The following is a 17,733-nucleotide window of genomic DNA, read 5'->3' on the forward strand; positions in this document are numbered from 1 at the left end:
AGAACATCGAGCTGTATCGCCGCTTCAAGTGCCGATGGAAACATGGTCAGGCTCTCGCCCGGCCTGTTCCAACCAATCGCCTCGGACGAAGTTGCTGCCATCTTTGCCGATGTGGCGCTCGCGGCGCCGCGAAGCGGCATCGTCGAAATCGCCGGCCCGGAACGAGCGCCGTTCAACGAAATCATAGCCCGCTATTTGAAGGCGGTCGGCGACCCGCGAGAGGTCGTGAGCGACCCCGAGGCCCGGTACTGGGGCGGCCGGGTCGAGGAGCACTCGCTCGTGCCGTTGGGCGAAGCGCGCCTCGGCCGCATCGGTTTCGACGAATGGCTCCGCCGCTCACGGGCAGGAGCCTGATCCGTTTCGCAACCGAAGGAGGGCTCCATGAACCGCATCCTCTGTTCGCTGCTTGTCGCCACCCTGCCGTTCGGCAGCGTCCTCGCGGATGAGACGAAGTTTAAGAACGCCAAGGTGACCCTAGTCTACGAGCACGAACTGCCGAACGTGCCCGGCAAGAGTCCACGTGCAGTGCTCGTCGAGTACGGGCCGGGCGGCGGATCGCCCTCCCATCGGCATCCTTCGTCGGCATTTATCTATGCGCGCGTGCTGGAGGGAGCGATCCGCAGCAAAGTGAACGAGGCGCCGGAGCGTACTTATCAAGCCGGCGAGAGCTGGATCGAGCAGCCGGGTGATCATCACCAGATTAGCCAGAATGCCAGTACCACTGCTCCGGCGAAGCTGCTTGCCATATTCGTGGTCGACACAGGAGATCGTGAGATCGTAATTCCAGACAAGCAGTCGGGTCATCAGCGGCGGATCTCACTGCTATCGCTGACGCGGCTCGGCCGAACGCTTCATACAGCAGCCGATTTCGCCAAGAGCGCGCCGCTTCGGGCCGCCGCGTCCGAGCCAACAGGTCGGCACTTACATCGTGAGGGGGAAGGAAGTTCTCCAACTTCGGCGATGGGAGCCGTTCAACTCCGCACCGAGATCGGCGCGCTCGGCCTTAAGGTGCCGCCGAGGCACGCGCCGACGAGTTGATGCAATAACCGAGGTCAACCCCACTCGGAATGTCTCTTCCTGGAAGTCTGGCAAGTCAAGCGAACTCCCAAACGACCAATGTTCCGAGAAGCGCCAGTCTGGTACCCGACATCCAAAAATAGATTTCGCCACTGCGATTTTGAGTTCGGTTGATACCACGAGAAGCGATCGAAGGATAAATGGAATATCGGGCTCGGGGCTTCGAGTCCGCAAGCGACCCGAAGCGAAAACCCGCCAACGGTGAATCGTTTTTGCTAACTTATTTTCAGCTGCGGCACTGCGTCGTTTAGGCCGAAATCTCTTGAGCGAGCGCCATCTTCTGCTTCATCAAAACCTTCGGCTAGCAATCCGCGCTTGAGCAGTTCTCGCACCGCTGATGCGGCTTGGCATGCGCTTTTCAAAGCGCCAGTTGTCGACAAGTTTCAATTCGGCTGGAGTCAGCATGATCTGAAGGCGTTCTGCTCGATTCAGCTCACCCATCTTCCCCTCCACAGCAAGGCAAGAAAGTACTCACTGGAAGTAAAAAGCGTCAAAAACGTTCCTTACTAATTAGACGTCACGCTGTGTTTAGCCGCCAAATCCGTCTAAATTGCTCGTAACTCATTGGGCGCATTAAGTTTTTCCTCGCTTTAGTCGCCTGCCAGACAGACGAGCCAGCTTGGCGGGATAAGCCTTCACCCATCACCGCACGGTCCTACGGCAGTTATCGGTGATGAGAACGCCTGTTGCGCGCTCCTGCCTTCCTCGAATGAATGGAGCAGCGCATGGTCATCAAGCGTCGCCGTTTTAAACAAACCAAATCACTCGAAGAACGTCTTGCCCAAGATACAGCGCAACTACGCGAGCAAGCTAAGATGCTACCGCCCGGTCGCGTTCGAGAGCATGTTATGCCTAGGATCAGACAGAACGAGGCTGCCTCTCATTGGTGCGAATTGCTTCGCTCGCCGGGGCTGCAGCTTTCTGAGTAAGGAGTATTGGGGTGGCCGACGTCCGCTGCTGGCACTTTTCGGAAGTAGTGGTCCCGAAGCTTGATGTCCGCAGTTGGAGGAAGACCGGAAGTAGTCGGCCGACGACCAAGAAGACGCGATTGACCCATAACAGAAATGACGGCGTTAAGCTGACGTTTACGCTGTGAGTTTGGGCTTTCCAATTTGCCCGGCCTTGCTCGCGGCGCTTCCATCGACGTGTTAGTTTACGCGCTAGTTCCGCTTGCTGGGGACGAGAGGTCACCCGATATGCGGTTGCGGATTGGCTGGAGGTGTAGGTGAGTTTCTTAGATTTCATTCTTGACGTCGTAGGGTACGCGACAGCGCGATTATTGCTTCCAACCTTGACCTTTCAGAAAGTCAAAGTTGACGTTCTTTCTTCAGACGAAGTCGGCTTCAACTGGTTGGGCTTTAAACGCTTGCCCAACGGCGCATTGCTGTGCGACGCAGATTCGGCCGGATGGATAGGCGCGCTTTCTTGGCTGATCGTCCTCGCCGTAGCAATCACCGTCGCCGTGCGATAGATCGCCTTGTTATCACGTCGGCTATTGGACCCAGAGCAGTCATCAAGCTGCAGCGATTAGCGCGCGAAACGCACGCCGAGGCGCAGTGCTGCGAAGGTCGCTCACGTATGAAACATATCACATCCGCCCCGGTCGCCGCGTGTTAGATTTTTTGTAAGCGGATATCTCATCGCGGAGGCGCAGCCATGCAAAAAGATCTTCCGAACAAGCGCGCAATCGTCATCGGCGCTAGCATGGGCGGTCTGCTAGCGGCTCGGGCCCTGGCCGACCCGGCCCGCGCTCGCTCGACCACCGGTCCCATATTCCGACTTGAACGGCATAAGCTCGAATTTGGGAGGCATCTTAGCCGGGAAGAAGCTTGGTCGTCGCTGCATCCGCAGGGCCGTTCGGAACATCCTGCAAGAGATGTGGAACACAGGTCGCCCTGAAACTTCCCTCCCTTACGTCCGTTGATTCCCCGCCATAGCTTCCGGTTTGGCTTTTGTACCCCTGTTGCGTTGGAGTTTCCGGTGCCGGCGTCCCGACCCTATTGGAAGGGCTATCTGAAGCTGTCCTTTGTCTCGTGTCCTGTCGCGCTCTATCCCGCAATTTCGGCGGCCGAGCGGATCTCCTTCCGGCAGGTCAACCGGCGAACAGGCCATCGCCTCAAACAGAAACTCATCGACTCCGTTACCGGCCAAGCCATAGACGCAGCCGACAAGGCGCGCGGCTATGAGGTCGGCGAGAACGAATTTCTGCTGGTCGAGGACCGCGACCTTGAGCGGGCACGACGCGAGCGCCCGGCGCCTGGTGAGGTGGAGCTTGCCGCCCCGCCCCTCCGTGAAAGCCCGCCAACCGTTCCCGCCAGCCTTCACGACGAGCCCGCCAAAGAGGGCGCCGCCGACTATGATGATGAAGACGAAGAGCAGGAGGAAGCCGTCACTTTCCGGCGGCCGCAGAACACGCGCACAATCCAAATCGAGCACTTCCTTCCCGCCGGGCAGATCGACTCGCGATATTTCGAGAAGCCGTACTACATCATGCCCCGCGAGGAGATCAGTCAGGAATCGTTTGCGGTGATCCGAGATGCGATGAGCCGAGAGGCCGTTGTAGGCCTTGCGCGCGTGGTGCTGTCCTCACGCGAGCGGCCGTTTCTGCTCGAGCCGACGGGCCGCGGCCTCCGCGGCGTAACGCTGCGCTTCGCGCACGAGGTCCGAAATGAGTCGGAGTATTTCGGCGCGATTCCGGAGATGAAGCTGCCGCCCGAAATGATGAAGCTCGCGCAGCACATCATCCGGACGAAGTCGGCCGATTTCGATCCAGCTATGCTGGAGGATCACTATCGCCGCGCGCTCGTGCGCATCCTGCGCAGGAAACAGGCAAAACGTCCCGTCCAGCCCCCTGCAGTCAAGCCGTCACGTGAGAACGTCGTCAACCTCATGGACGCGCTCCGGCGAAGCGTCGCCGCCGAGCGCCCGGCAAAGCCTTCCCGCCGGAGCGGCGCGGCGAAACCGGCCACGGGAAGGCGCGGCGGGCGCCACCGCACAGCCGGTTGACCAAACGGGGCCATAGCTTCAGCAGCTCCCGCTCTTCGGGCCCACTGCTAAACAGTGGCGTTTGTCTTGTTTTGGAATCAGGCCGACAGCTTACGCCTCCTAATGCCTCCTGAAACCTCAAGGAACCCCCTGTGATCAGAAAGGTTCATTTGGGGTGAGATAGGAGGCGGTGTGTTGCTGATCGAGTCACCAGATAGCGCGCAGGCCATCGTCGACCCGCGGGATGCCGCCGAATCTGCGGGTCTGAGATATGTTTCCGACGAACGGCCCGGTATTCGGCGCAAGAAGGCAGGGACGGGATTCAGCTACACACAGCCCGATGGCTCAAAACTCATCGAGCCCGACGCGCTGAAGCGGATCAGGGCACTCGCGATCCCGCCCGCCTGGACCGACGTGTGGATCTGCCCGTTTTCAGATGGCCATATCCAAGCAACCGGCCGTGACTCTAAGGGACGCAAGCAATATCGCTACCATGCGCACTTCCGCGAGGTGCGGGAAAGCACGAAGTACGAGCATGTGGTGGCATTTGCAGAGGCGCTGTCTTCCATTCGGGAAACAGTGCGCGAGCAGATGGCATTGCGAGGCCTGCCGCGGAAAAAGTTCTGGCAACCATCGTGCATCTCCTGGAGACCACGTTGATCCGCGTAGGGAATGACGATTACGCCAGGCACAACAACAGCTATGGCCTGACCACGTTGAAGAACCGGCACGCGGCGGTCGAGGGAAACGAGGTACGTTTCCGCTTCATCGGTAAAGGCGGCAAACAATAGTCGCTGCGCGTTCGAGACCGGCGCGTCGCGAAGATCATCAGGGCCTGCCAGGAGCTTCCCGGGCAGGAGCTGCTTCAATACATCGATGAGCAAGGCAATTGTCAGCATGTCACGTCGACCGACGTGAATGAGTACCTCAAGTCCATTACCGGTAAAGACATTACTGCAAAGGATTTCCGAACCTGGGCGGGGACGGTGCTGGCGGCCATGGCCCTGAGCGAACTTGAGAGCTTCGACAGCGCCGCTCAGGCCAAGTGCAATCTTCGCAACGCGATCGAAAAAGTCTCCGCACGGCTCGGCAACACGCCGACCATCTGCAGGAAGTGCTACATACATCCGGAGGTGCTGAACTCCTATATGGATGGAGACCTGGTCCTTGAGATCAAGTCACAAGCTGAGAGCGAGCTTCGGAGCGCTGTCGAAAATCTGAAGCCGGAGGAAGCCGCCGTGCTCGCGTTGCTGCGCGGCCGGCTCGCCAAAGAGGCGGAGCAGCCCGAAAGCGCCGATCCCAAAGGGTCGTCCGGCAAGCGGCGGGCGCACGCTGCTTGACTGTTAGTTTGCCGATTCCATCAACTGATAATGCGATTGCCACCCTGTCTTCTCCATTGACTTCGATGCCCTTACTACAGCCGGGCCCTGGTTTTGGCTCTTCCCGAGCCGATGCGCCAACCTCTCAGCTCGAGGCGGGCTGCTAGGCTCGGCGAGTGTCCGGTTTGCGCTAAAGCCGCCCGCCCCGCCAGGTCGCGTTCTGACCCCGGATCGGACAACACCGCGGCCCGCTCCGAACCCGTCGGACGGGGCTGGACTGACTGAACGTTTCGAGCAGCAATCGCTTTATGCTCTTGATGGATCAGACACTCCGATCGTGCGTTTACGTTGGGTCATCCCAATACGGAAAAGGCCGCGGCTATGGCGGACTTTGCTCCAGTCTCGCCTCGATCTTCACCAGCCACTCAGCCCACAGGCTCGCCGATCCTGACGGCCGGCGGCATCGTCCTTGCAATCGGAGGACTCTATTTCGGCCGAGATATCTTTGTTCCCTTCGCCCTCGCCATCCTCTTAAGCTTCGTTCTCACACCGTTGGTAAACTTTCTAGGACGCTGGAGGTTGCCCCGCATTGCCGCGGTGCTGATTGCCGTTACCCTTGCCTTTGTCCTGATTACAGGCGTCGCCTTCGTGGTGGGGCGCCAGCTCGTCCAACTCGCTAACAATCTTCCGAGCTATCAGACTACCATCACTCAGAAAATCCGGTCCTTGCAGGAGTCCGCCCCTGGCGGCGGCGTCCTCGATAATATTACCAGAACGATAGAGGATCTCGGCAAGGACATCTCGGGCGACGAGAGGAAGCCTGAAGAAGCACAGCCTCGCGTCGGAGCCGGCCCTAAGTCTCCCGAGCCGGTCACCGTGCGCCTAGAGGCACCACGGCCAAAACCCCTTGAGATTATCCGATCCGTAGTCGGCCCGCTGTTAGCGCCGCTCGCCACTGCCGGGCTGGTCGTCATCTTCGTGATCTTCGTGCTGCTAGAGCGGGAGGACCTGCGCGATCGCTTCATCAAACTCGCAGGGGCCGGAGACCTTCAGAAAAGTACGCAGGCCATCAACGACGCCACCGCCCGGGTCAGTCGTTACCTCCTGATGCAGCTCGTCGTGAATCTGACCTACGGCATTCCGATTGGCATTGCCCTTTACTTCATTGGCGTGCCCAATGCCCCGCTGTGGGGGCTGCTAGCCGCGGTCCTCCGATTCATCCCGTATCTCGGTCCCTTTCTGGCCGCCCTATTTCCTATTGCCCTTGCAGTCGCCGTTGATCCTGGCTGGACCCTGTTATTCTGGGTGGTCGGGGTGTTCCTCGTGGCTGAACTGATTAGCAACAATGTCGTCGAGCCATGGCTTTACGGCGCCAGCACAGGCCTGTCCTCTCTGGCCATCATCATTGCGGCAATCTTCTGGACCATGCTGTGGGGCCCTGTCGGCCTGTTCCTAGCGACGCCCCTGACCGTCTGCGCGGTCGTCATCGGGCGCTACGTCCCGCAACTCGAGTTCCTGGGCGTGCTTCTTGGCAGCGATCCGGTGCTTGCGCCGGAGGAGCAGCTTTATCAACGCCTGCTAGCCGGCAACCTGGAAGAGGCGGTGGAGATTGCTGAAGACTATGTCGACAAATACTCCTCGCACGAGTTCTATGATAACGTGGCCATACCGGCACTGCGCCTTGCGGAAAACGATCGCCAGCGCAGCACGACGGATACCAATTACCGGCGGCTAGTTGCCGACACGGCGATCTCTGTTGTGCGGGAGGTCGAGGACCATATCCGGGAAAAGGCCTCCTCAGCGGCCGAGCGGGGCGAAGATCGCACAGCTGAGCGGCTACCGTGCGTTCTCTGCGTCGCCGGCCGCACGGAGCTAGATCACGCGGCGGCGGAGATGATGGCGCAGGTGCTCGAGGAGCGGAGCATCAGCGCCAAGGTCCTGCCGCCGATCGCAGTCAGCCAGGGAGCGTTGGGGCAGCTTGGTCTCGAAGGCGTCGACGTGGTGTGCCTGTCCTATCTGCATCCCCAGCCGCAGGTCTATGCCCGGTACATCCTCCGTCGTCTGCGTCGCCGAGCCCCCCATGTGAAGCTCATCGTCTGCTCCTGGAATCTGGCGCACGGTACGCAACAAATGGAAGAGCTCAACAAGCAGATGGCGGCCGATGCGGTATTCGCCTCGCTTGAAGGCTGTATCAAGCAAGTTGATGAATGGATGTGCCGCCCAGCATCTGCCAGCGGTACGCGTCCGGTGCTTCCTGACGTTAGGCAAGAACAGGTTGCAGCGCTGCACAGCCTCGGTTTGGCCGCTGCGAAAGGACAGCAGTTCGATGAGGCGTCCAAGAAGATCGCGCAGGCGTTCAATGTCCCGATCGCACTCGTATCTCTGGCTGACGATATTCACCCGACTCAGCCAGACGCAACAGACCTGTCGCAGGAAAATCAGGCCATCAATCAGGCTCCTCATGAGGAGCCGCTCGGCGCATACGTGATCGCGGCAAACGAAGTGCTGGTTTCCGAAGACGTGACCGAGGACCCACGCTTTGCCGACGATCCACGCGTGCTGGAGAAGGGCATTCGGTTTTACGCAGGCGTCCCCTTGCGGACCTCAGCTGGACACGTCGTAGGCTCCCTTTGCATCGTTGACACGCAGCCCCGCGAGTTTGTAGATCGAGATCGCCAACGCCTCCAGCAGATGGCCAACGATTTGATTGGTCAAATCGAGAGCCGCGCTACGGATCCTGCGGTTGCCCTTTCGGACCCAATTGGATCAAGCGCTGCATCCAGGTCTTAATTGTTCAGTGCTTTGTAGATGGGCATTACCGAACGGACATCGCACCACCGCCAGTTCATGTTCGGGGCCAAGCGAAAGCGAACCGACGGGGACTTCCGAGTTTGGCCCTTTGCCGACATGCCGTCCATTCCGCTTCATGTCTGCCTTTGAGGGTAGAGCGGACGCACTGATCAAGCGGGCCGACTTCCGCTATTGACCCCAAAGGCGACCTCATGAACTGGCACCAGATTTCTACGTTGGCGGGGTCAACGCTGGACGGAACATTGGTGCTATGATGTTGCCGAAGGCCGCGGAGCTTCTGGACTAGGGGGTCCCTATGACGCGGAAAAGCGACTTTGAAAATGCACTTCGCGAAAGTGAGCAACGGCTGCGCTGGCTGGCCTCCATAGTCGAATCCAGCGACGACGCGATTGTGAGCAAGAATCTCGATGGCATTATTTCGAGCTGGAACAGGGGTTGCGAGCGCATCTTCGGCTACTCGCCCGGTGAGGCGATTGGTAAGCCCATTACGCTTGTTATCCCGGAGGACCGGCACAGCGAGGAACGCGAGATACTTACTCGCATCAGGCGAGGTGAGCGCATCGACCATTTTGAGGCTGTTCGGCAAACTAAGCGCGGCAGCCTCATTGTCGTTTCGCTGACGGTTTCTCCTGTCAAGGATGCCAGCGGCAAGATCGTTGGCGCATCAAAGATCGCGAGAGATATCACCGAGCAAAAGAAAAATCAGGAGATGATCACGACATTGGCACGCGAGGCCGAGCACCGCAGCAAGAACATGCTTGCGAGCGTTCTGGCGGTGGTTAATCTTTCTCAATCAAGCTCGCCGGAAGATCTCAAACAGACGATTGTTGGGCGCATCGAAGCGCTTGCGAAGGTTTGCTCGCTCTTTGTCGCGACACGCTGGATCGGTGCCGATCTATCGGCGATCGCCGAACATGAACTCGCTCCATATTCCGGGAAGCGATTGCTGATAGATGGACCGCCAATCCTGTTAGAACCCGGCGTCGCTCAGGCAATTGCCATGACGCTGCACGAGCTGGCCACCAACGCCGCGAAGTACGGTGCTTTGTCCCAGTCCAACGGCCACGTCCACCTGCAATGGTCGCACGAGGCTCGCGGTCAATTGCATCTACGCTGGACAGAGACAGGTGGTCCTGCCGCGCAGGAACCCACGCGAAAGGGCGTTGGTGGCCGCATCATTGAAGGAATGATCACCCAGCTAAAGGGGAAAGTTCACCTTGACTGGCGCAAAGACGGACTTGCCTGCGAAATTACACTCCCGGTCTGAGGTCGCAAGAAGCCCGACAGATACAGAGATACCGCGGCCGGCGGACCCAGGCTGCGTGTCGGCCCGATAGCCGACATAGCGGCACGTATATGACGAATTAAGTTTTTGAAATGACCTAACAATTGTTCGGGGCACACTCGCTGCAAAGTGCACAATGCGCCCATCGCACCGGCGGTGATGAGAACGCAAGTAAGCGCTACCGCCTTCCTTTCGATAGAGAGCAACTCATGATCATCAAACGTCGTCGTTTGAAGCAAACTCATTCCCTCGAGGAACGTCTTGCCAAAGATACAGCGCAACTCCTACAGCAAACTAAGCTGCTGCCGGACGGTGCCGCGAAGGAGCACCTCATGAAGAGAATCCAACAGAACGAGGCTGCCGTTCACGTTTGCGAGCTGCTGCGGTCGCCTCAATTTCAGCCTGCCAAGTAAGGAGTTTTAGGTGGTCAAGTATCAGGCGTACTTTGCTGGCTCAGACGGTGGTTTCACACACTACCGAGCGTTCGCGTGCTATACGGACGAACAAGCTATCGAGTGGACGAAGCAGCTAATGGATCAGCGGCCGGCGGAGCTTCGGTGCGGCGCGCGAGTAGTAAAGCGTCTCTCCCCTCCGGACGATAGACAGACGAAGCCCTAGTCGAGCTTGGTCGAAAGGCGCTCCGCCTCCGCCTGGACGCTACCGCGCGGTGATGTCTGGCCAGTGCATTTACTACTGGTCCGGGGCGAGCTAGCCCGGGCCTGTTAGGCGGCCAAAGAGCTGCTGGAGTTCGGTGAAGCCCGAAATGATCCATATCTTTCGAACGGCCCACCGAGTTTGATCTGAAGATCAATTTGCGCATCGCGATGGCCCTAGGAATCGACTTGCCTCCGACCATTCTCGCCCGGGCCGACGAGGTGATCGAACAATGGCTGGTTTTGCCGCGGTGCATGAGTCACTCTGATCTGCCCTGTGAGACGTCATGAGCAGGCCGAGTAATAGGAACCCTCCTCAGGCGCGACCGTTTCCCACGCATGAAGAAACCTTTAGCACCCCGCCCAGAAGCTGCGCCGGGGCTGACGCCCGCTCTCGAACGGAACATCCATGCGCTAGTCGAACGAAGGAAGCGCGAGCAATCCGATGCGTCCATCCAGCAAAAGGTTGCCGATGCGATAACTTCGTTCACCGGCAGCATGCAGTTTGTTTACCTACACATATTTGTTTTTGGATTTTGGATAGCCGCAAACGTCCGCTGGCTCCCAGGAATTTCACCATGGGATCAAAGCTTTGTAGTGCTTGCTATGATCGCCTCTGTAGAGGCAATCTTTCTTTCGACCTTTGTGCTGATCTCTCAAAATCGTATGGCGGCCGAGGCGGATAGAAGGGCGGAGTTGGATCTACAGATCAGCCTGCTCACGGAACATGAGATTACAAAAATGGTCGCGCTCCTGAATGAGATGGCTCCCAAATTGGAGATCGATCCCCGGCACAACGAAGAGCTTCAGGAAGCTGCCTCAGATATCGCGCCGGAGCGAGTTCTCGATAAAATCGAAGAGACTAAGCGCTAAGTGGCCGCAACAACGCTCCTGCCGCGAGAAGCCAGAAGCCGGAATGACCGCTCTTGGCCCAACTCGAGACATGCCGACCGGCTTCGAAAACGTCTACTAGTCGGGAAGAGCGGAAGTGATCGGCCTCTGGTCGAATGTCGCTAGTGACCCAAACCGGAATCTGGCAAACGCGATACCACGACACGCGTCGTCACTCACGCGGCGCAAAAGGCTCATGCTAAGCTAACCTCTGATCAGGACCACTCACGCGAGCCGATCACACCGTCATGCCGTTTTCGGTTTCGAGGCATTGCAGTCCCATACCGGATTGGTCCAGATGAACGCCCTGCGTCGCCTTTGGAAAGGGGACCTGCCGCTGCGGCAGGCGTTCTGGAATTGGGCGGTGGCCGGCGGAATTGCGGTCAACGTGCTCACGTCAATCTTGTTTCTGGCACTGATCATGGGCGATCATATTGTCGCGGCCTTTGTCGTCGGTTACGTATTTTCACTACCCTACAATATCATCGCAACGGTCGGCGTCTGGCGATCGGCTGCACGTTACGAGGGTGAGCGCCCTTGGGCCGACCTCGCACGTATCGGTACGGTTGTCGGAATGATCCTGTTAAGTGTGATCTGATCGATGACCATACCCGAACGCCACTCGCATACTCAGAATCCCCATCATGAATTGGTAGGCGTCGCACTATGCGAAATGACATCTGTCATTCACAAACCGGTTCGCCTGAATTCGGAATCGGCGGACATTACTCGTCGGCGCGTCCAATGTCCGACAATGGGCACGTGCAGCCTGACGCACAAGCGATGTCGCCTAGTGGCACTTTTCGGAAGTGGTGGCCCCGAAGCGTGATGTCCGCAGTTGGGGGAATACCGGAAGCAGTCGGCCGACAACCAAGATGACGCGATTGATGTGGTGGACGACGCCCGCTCCCGGCATCGAATGTGCCAAAGGGTGATTGTTCAACAACGAATCACCGGAGGGGGTCGTCCACATGCAGGTTAGCACCATCGGCGTTGATCTCGAAGAACGTGTTCCAAGTGCACGGCGTGGATAGTGCGGGTAAGGTCGTCATCACTCGTCAGTTGCGGCGCAAGCAGGTCATTGGCTTCTTTAGCAAGATTCCCCCTTGCCTGGTCGGCATGGAAGCCTGCGGAACCGCTCATCATTGGGCGCGTGAAGTCTCCAAGCTCGGTCACACCGTGCGTCTGATGCCGCCAAGTTACGTGAAGGGCTATGTCAAACGGTCGAAAAACGATGCTGCCGACGCAGCCGCCATCTGTGAGGCCGTGACACGCCCATCAATGCGGTTCGTGCCGATTAAGTCGGCCGATCAGCAAGCCTTGCTGATGTTGCATCGAACGCCGGATCTTTTAATCCGTCAGCGCACGCAGCTGATCAATGCGCTCCGAGCCCACCTTGCCGAGTTCGGCCTCGTTGCGGAGACGAGGGCGCGAAGGTCTCGCGCGGCTTGCCGCGATCATCACGGACGAAAGTAACCGCGAAGCTCTTCCATCTGCGATGAAACAGGCGCTGCAGGCCATTGTCGATCAACTCGCTGCTCTGGAATTGCAAATCGGGACTCTGGATCGCGCCATTCACGCCCATCATCGTGCCAATGACATGAGCTGCCGCCTCGAGACCGTGCCCGGGATTGGCGTGATCGGGGCCACGGCCATTGCCTCTACTGTCACAGACCCGAGTGACTTCAAATCCGGTCGGGGTTTTGCGGCATGGATCGGACTTGTGCCGCGGCAGCATTCGACGGGGGGCAAGGAGCGGCTCGGCGGCATCTCCAAGCAAGGAGATCGCTATCTCCGACGGTTGCTCGTCATCGGTGCAACAGCCGTTGTTCGACACGCCCGGCAGCAGCCGCAAAAGCATCCTTGGGTCATGAGGCTGCTGGCCAAGAAGCCGGCCAAGCTCGTCGCCGTTGCCGTTGCCAACAAGATGGCGCGCATCGCTTGGGCGATCATGGCCAAGGGAGGATACTATCGAGCGCCGGAGCTTGCTGCAGCCGCCTGAAGAGGCTTGGCAATGGGAGCCTGAGGCGACGGCGGAGCAAGACAACCGAATTGCGAGGGTGATGATGGCGTGATGCGAAACGGTCGAGCCGTCGATTGGGACAACCCGCTTCTGGGTCATGGGCGGCAAAGCCCGTGCGAATGATTGGGACCCGATCCGCGGACTACATCAGGGCCAGCGGTCATGGTGCCGCGCAAACAGGCCGGACACATGACTTGTACCCTACATCGTCTCCGAAGGAGCGCCGGATCAGCCCGTTTGCCTGCGCCACGCATGCAGCCGGCCCGACAGCGTTTCCGCCAGCTCCTCCTTGGTCGCGGAGTTCCGGGCCGTCATCCGGACCATGCTGTCCGCGACGCTGAACAGGTTCTTGATGCGATGGCTCATCTAGCGCATCAAGGTCTCCTGCTGTTGCAGGGCAAGTTGAGCCGCTGCTCGGTCTGGATCACACGCAAGACCACGCCGGCGAACGCTGCGAGTTCGGCCATCACCCGCGCATGCTCCCTATTAAAATGGCCCGCACTGCCTGCGACGAGCCACAGCGATCGCCTCCGCGCCTTTGACGCCGAGGGGGACGAGCAGGACCTCGGGCACGGTGATCCCGGCGTCGCCAATCCAGCCGTAAGCGCGTTCCGGCCGCTCCATCAGGATGGGCTCCGCGAAATCGATGCAGACGCCGCAAGGACTAGAATTGCGCGGCGTCGTCGCGCCCGCAAAAGTCGCGAGTTCGCCGGCGAGCGCGAACCAGCGGAATTGCGCGGCCTCCGGTTCATAGATGCTGATGCCGGCGGAATAAGCGCCGCTGATGTCCATGCCAAGCTTGACCAGCCGCGGCAGGACCTCGTCAGGATGGTCCGACATCACTTGCGCCAGGTCCTGGATCGCCAACTTCTCGCGAAGGAAGTCGGGAGCCGTCGACCTCCGATCGGCGAGCTGCTCTGTGATGAACACAGCAGCGATCGGATCGGGAAGCTGGATCTGCAATCGCATGGCGCCACTGGGTCATGAAAGGTGAAGCGATCTTGCCAAATCTCAAGTGCCGTACCAGCTTATTCCCAAGCGTGCGGATGGCCCGCCCGCAGTAGAAGAAGATCTGCCGATGCCACTGAAGCGCGCTCTCCGACAGTAAAACAGCGCTGTGAACCGAGCTGCTGAGAAGGCGGAACTAGTACGAATATGAGCTAAACGGTTCTCAGTTGCCGCTACACCTTCGTAAGAGCAACCTGACACGCCTGCTCGCGCGAAGCCTCATGCGCGTCGTTCCGCAACTTTGTGATCGACGCCTAATAATCCTTCATCGTCACTCCCGCTGATCGACGTGTACTTTGCTTCGCAGGATGCACCCGCGCCTTAACAAATGATACGTCCATCGCGTGAACTGTCCGGCAACTACGCTGGCTTCTTTCGCGGCCGCGAGAACCCATGCCGCAGGTCTCACCCTGCAAGGCGAGCACGTCAAAGGGATAAAACAGTACCTCGTCATTTGCTTGCGGCTGTCGAGCCCGTATGAAATCGGAACGCCCGTCGACGCCGAACAGCACGGCCTCGCCATCAAGAATACGTGGCCGGCTATTGTCCAGGCGGCGCCGTCCGACCGTCTTTCAAAGTTCAAGAGAGGGCGGGGAAGATGCCCGCTGCTAATATTGCCTCAGAGTTGGGGCGAGGACTTTCAGCCACGATGGTGAAAGCGCACGAATTGAGAATTTCATTGCGATATAAACGCGTCCAGTCATCCAATATGGATGCTGATCCTGGGGAGGGCGTGTCTGCCGCTAAAGTCGACAGATCGGCTAGCCAGTTCCGCTAGCGACCTGCCCTTTGTCAGCGGCCGTACAGACCGTGCCCTGATGGCGGGCTATTCTGTACGGCCTTGGTCCCCTCCAGGAGCCCAGCCGGGGTTACCTCCTGGCGGCGGCCCGGTGCGTTGCGTATTGCCGGGGCCGCTTGCATCACTCATACGCTGGTACTGTCCGTATTCAACGCCCGGTATCCTAATTTGATTTGGGACGTGTCCTTGTTCGCAGATCAGAGGAACGATGGACTTAGCTCCGCATTTTCCGGCGCGAATGCCCCGCTACTACTTCGATGTCCGCGAGGGGGACGATGTCACATCTGATGATGAAGGTCTCGAGCTCTCCGGCATTGAGGCCGCGTGGGTGGAGGCCGCCCACTCACTGGCTGACATATTGCGCGATGCGGTCCGAAGGCACCGCCAGCGAGCGGATCACCGCATCGCGATCGAGGTCCGGGACGACACCGGACCGGTGCTAGCGGTGAAGGTCACGTTTGAGGCTGAGTGGCAGGCCATAGGCCCCCTAAGTCAGTGATCTCTTTCCGTGCTGCGGCGTACCTGCGCATGCGGAGATAACCGGCCACAATCTAGGAGAGTTGCCTAACATTTGTTAATGTAGTGCGACGAATCGGGGTCTCCCGCGCATGAAGACGCATAAACCCAAAGAGTGGACCGGCTCGGAGATGCAGCAGCTGGCCAGATTGGCTAGACGAGGAACGCGCGCATCAAAAATTGCAGCCGAACTTGGAAGGCATGCCGGATCGGTCAAGCGAATGGCTCGCTCAATCGGCCTGTTGCTGAAGAAGTAGGGGGCATACCAGCCGCCTCGGTGGGCGGCTTCGTCCATTCAAAATACGTTCGATCGCTCTCGTCCTGATCGGCCAGAATTTCCTAGTCTAATTATCAGGCGCTCAATTTCGTTCGCGCCGATATTGCCGGTCACGATCAATCGGATGCCCGAGGGCGATCCTCTAATGTGATCGGCGGCGTCCCTCAAGGTTACGAGGGATCGTCCCCGCGGAAGCGGAATCGGGTCTTCAAACGGTGTGGACCAGGGCCAGGAAACCTTCAAAAGAACAAGAGCAGCGGAATTTCTTGCTCAGGCGGTCCAAGTGCGATCTCCGCACTGCAGGCATTCAAACATTTGAATCACAACTCCGCTTTCAGATTCCACGATCGTCCGGACGAGAGTGAGCTTTCCTCCGCAGAAACGGCAGTCATAGTTTGATTGGTGGTGAACAGTGGCAATCTTCTCAGCTCGAAATAGCTCCATGACGGGCGCCACCCTCGAGTTAGGATACGGAGCATCGGTTTCGGTAGCTTACGGCGCCGTTGTCTTACGGGAGGGCGGCTCCGGCTCGGACGTTGGGAGTGCGCGTTCCGGAGCCGTCCTCTTGCGCGCCTGCCCGAGCGCAGAATCTACGCTGGGGGAAAATAAGGGCCGGGCCGGCTACTTTGTCCGCAACTCTGGCGGGGTAATCCCTTGGATACGTAAGCTTCGTGGAACTTGACACCGATCAAGTGTTCCATTCGCCATATAACCGTGCACCCGCACCTCAAGCGATCAGCAACGATCAGAAGGGTAAATTGCGCCGGGATGCCGAGGGCGCTGGCCACCTCCAGCGCCGCCCCAGTATCGGACTGGTTACGAATGAGACAGGCGATGGTGCCACCGTTGAACTCGATGCTTCCTCGCTTCAAATCGCTTCCCTCCAACTCGGCATTACCTCGTCACTTTATCGCAATTCGAACGCATCTTCGGTTCGCCAGCGAACAATGAGCTGCCCGATTCTTCAGCAATTCGGCGTGGAGGGTTGGCCGGGCCAGTACCCATTGGCGCGTGTTCGAAGAGCGGCCTGATATCGGCGCCGCGTGGCAATTGGTTTGAAAGTCGGCATGCGGGGCTTGCCCCGCCATTGGCGGGTACGCCGTGAGGGTGGAGTACCTCGCAAGATCCTACCGTCTACGCAAGCTGCAGAATTTCAGTTTACGCCGTTTTCTGGTGGTCTTGGGACGGGACCGCACGGTGACCGAACCAATTGGAGCAGGCATGTCAGTCGATCGCACAAATACAATCGAGTGGAACGGAAACGAACTCAGCGGGTGGATCATGATCAACGGCGCCCCCACCAAAGTATCAGCTGACCGGGATGCCATTCATACCCATGCGCGAGGCTTCAATGATGCTCTGACTTGGGAGATCAATCGTCATCGGGTGGAGATTTTCGAGAAGCTGGTCCCGTTCTTTCAAAGGACAGCGACCACTCAGGCACAATAGGTCGCCCGAGACAGGGGGCGTTCGAATGTCTCCACGCCCGGCGCGTGTCGTCCGGAACCGTCGTGTGTCGGGCCGCTATTTAGGAACGAAGTTGGCTTGCGAGATTCGATTTCACTGGCTTCCGGTTTGCGTCGCCAAACAGGCTCCCGCCGGAAGTGGACGGCTCTGGCGCATCTCGCGAGGGCCGTCTTGTTCATCCTGGCGGGCACTTCCAGTCCCGTGACAGCCCGGCAACGATGAATAGGGCGGCCAGCGCGATGACCAGAACGGCGAGGCGATTGTGTCAGTGCCGTATCTCCCATGACGCCCCTCGCATGCGTTGGGTGCGCCCGGGCGATTTGCTACCCGTTTTGCTACCTAACTGGTTGGGACGACGCTGAATGAGCGGGGACCAAAGGAGAGCGGGCGAGGGGGATTCCCCAACATTTCCGCACTCAATGGGCCATCTCGGTACTAGCCGAGACTGCCATTCCAGAATTTCAAGACCGGTGCCTCACCACTCACCATCTCGTGAGCTGCCATGCTTTCCCAATCGAGCGCTGTGCGCTGACCACCGATTGACCACCGAAACCCCCGTGAACAAACCGCGATAAAGGTTTTCAATCGCGCGCAAAATTCATTGTTTTTGTTGAATTTTTCG

The 17,733-nt window shown here is 58.8% G+C and carries 13 protein-coding genes and 4 pseudogenes; 14 read left to right on the top strand and 3 right to left on the bottom strand.

Annotation, left to right across the window (positions count from 1 at the left end):
- Positions 1–42: 42 nt before the first annotated feature.
- A complete protein-coding gene (locus RX328_RS16425; RefSeq protein WP_249727247.1) occupies positions 43–354 on the top strand; it encodes a hypothetical protein in 312 nt (103 codons plus the stop codon).
- A gap of 27 nt (positions 355–381) precedes the next feature.
- Positions 382–786, top strand: a pseudogene (locus RX328_RS16430) (cupin domain-containing protein); the annotation flags it as partial.
- Between the two features lie 506 nt (positions 787–1,292).
- On the opposite strand, the pseudogene RX328_RS16435 reads toward RX328_RS16430, so the two are convergent.
- Positions 1,293–1,518: pseudogene (locus RX328_RS16435) on the bottom strand (hypothetical protein).
- A gap of 784 nt (positions 1,519–2,302) precedes the next feature.
- Between RX328_RS16435 and RX328_RS16440 the strand changes: the two are divergent.
- The 9 genes and pseudogenes from RX328_RS16440 to RX328_RS16480 all read left to right on the top strand — a co-directional run bounded on the left by RX328_RS16440 (position 2,303) and on the right by RX328_RS16480 (position 13,023).
- Complete coding sequence (locus RX328_RS16440) at positions 2,303–2,548, top strand: hypothetical protein (RefSeq protein WP_213256708.1); 246 nt, start codon at positions 2,303–2,305, stop codon at positions 2,546–2,548.
- 509 nt (positions 2,549–3,057) lie between these two features.
- Positions 3,058–4,083, top strand: coding sequence for a Ku protein (locus RX328_RS16445; protein ID WP_317258747.1), 1,026 nt, complete (start codon positions 3,058–3,060; stop codon positions 4,081–4,083).
- 180 nt (positions 4,084–4,263) lie between these two features.
- Positions 4,264–5,402: pseudogene (locus tag RX328_RS16450) on the top strand (DNA topoisomerase IB).
- Between the two features lie 360 nt (positions 5,403–5,762).
- Complete coding sequence (locus RX328_RS16455) at positions 5,763–8,171, top strand: AI-2E family transporter (RefSeq protein WP_213256712.1); 2,409 nt, start codon at positions 5,763–5,765, stop codon at positions 8,169–8,171.
- Between the two features lie 316 nt (positions 8,172–8,487).
- On the top strand, positions 8,488–9,459 hold the full coding sequence (locus RX328_RS16460; RefSeq protein WP_213256714.1) for a sensor histidine kinase: 972 nt from the start codon (positions 8,488–8,490) through the stop codon (positions 9,457–9,459).
- A 227-nt stretch (positions 9,460–9,686) separates the two neighbouring features.
- A complete protein-coding gene (locus RX328_RS16465) occupies positions 9,687–9,890 on the top strand; it encodes a hypothetical protein (protein WP_213256715.1) in 204 nt (67 codons plus the stop codon).
- 579 nt (positions 9,891–10,469) lie between these two features.
- Complete coding sequence (locus RX328_RS16470; RefSeq protein WP_213256716.1) at positions 10,470–11,003, top strand: DUF1003 domain-containing protein; 534 nt, start codon at positions 10,470–10,472, stop codon at positions 11,001–11,003.
- A 316-nt stretch (positions 11,004–11,319) separates the two neighbouring features.
- Positions 11,320–11,619, top strand: coding sequence for a hypothetical protein (locus RX328_RS16475; protein ID WP_213256717.1), 300 nt, complete (start codon positions 11,320–11,322; stop codon positions 11,617–11,619).
- Between the two features lie 373 nt (positions 11,620–11,992).
- Positions 11,993–13,023, top strand: a pseudogene (locus RX328_RS16480) (IS110 family transposase).
- A gap of 249 nt (positions 13,024–13,272) precedes the next feature.
- Here RX328_RS16480 and RX328_RS16485 read toward each other — a convergent pair.
- Complete coding sequence (locus RX328_RS16485) at positions 13,273–13,410, bottom strand: HWE histidine kinase domain-containing protein (protein WP_213257569.1); 138 nt, start codon at positions 13,408–13,410, stop codon at positions 13,273–13,275.
- 120 nt (positions 13,411–13,530) lie between these two features.
- Positions 13,531–14,013: a hypothetical protein gene (locus RX328_RS16490; protein ID WP_213257567.1), complete on the bottom strand. Its 483-nt coding sequence runs from the start codon at positions 14,011–14,013 to the stop codon at positions 13,531–13,533.
- A 1,076-nt stretch (positions 14,014–15,089) separates the two neighbouring features.
- Between RX328_RS16490 and RX328_RS16495 the strand changes: the two genes are divergently transcribed.
- From RX328_RS16495 to RX328_RS16505, 3 genes are all read left to right on the top strand, one after another.
- Positions 15,090–15,350 (top strand): DUF6894 family protein, encoded by a 261-nt coding sequence (locus RX328_RS16495; RefSeq protein ID WP_213257565.1) that lies wholly within the window; start codon positions 15,090–15,092, stop codon positions 15,348–15,350.
- Between the two features lie 965 nt (positions 15,351–16,315).
- The gene (locus tag RX328_RS43640; protein ID WP_410734047.1) at positions 16,316–16,675 is read left to right on the top strand and encodes a hypothetical protein; all 360 of its coding nucleotides are present in this window, start codon (positions 16,316–16,318) and stop codon (positions 16,673–16,675) included.
- A 190-nt stretch (positions 16,676–16,865) separates the two neighbouring features.
- Positions 16,866–17,093 carry a hypothetical protein gene (locus tag RX328_RS16505; protein ID WP_213253529.1) on the top strand — a complete coding sequence of 76 codons (228 nt, stop codon included), beginning with the start codon at positions 16,866–16,868 and terminating at the stop codon, positions 17,091–17,093.
- Positions 17,094–17,733: the final 640 nt, after the last annotated feature.

This window comes from Bradyrhizobium sp. sBnM-33, assembly GCF_032917945.1.
Lineage (GTDB): Bacteria > Pseudomonadota > Alphaproteobacteria > Rhizobiales > Xanthobacteraceae > Bradyrhizobium.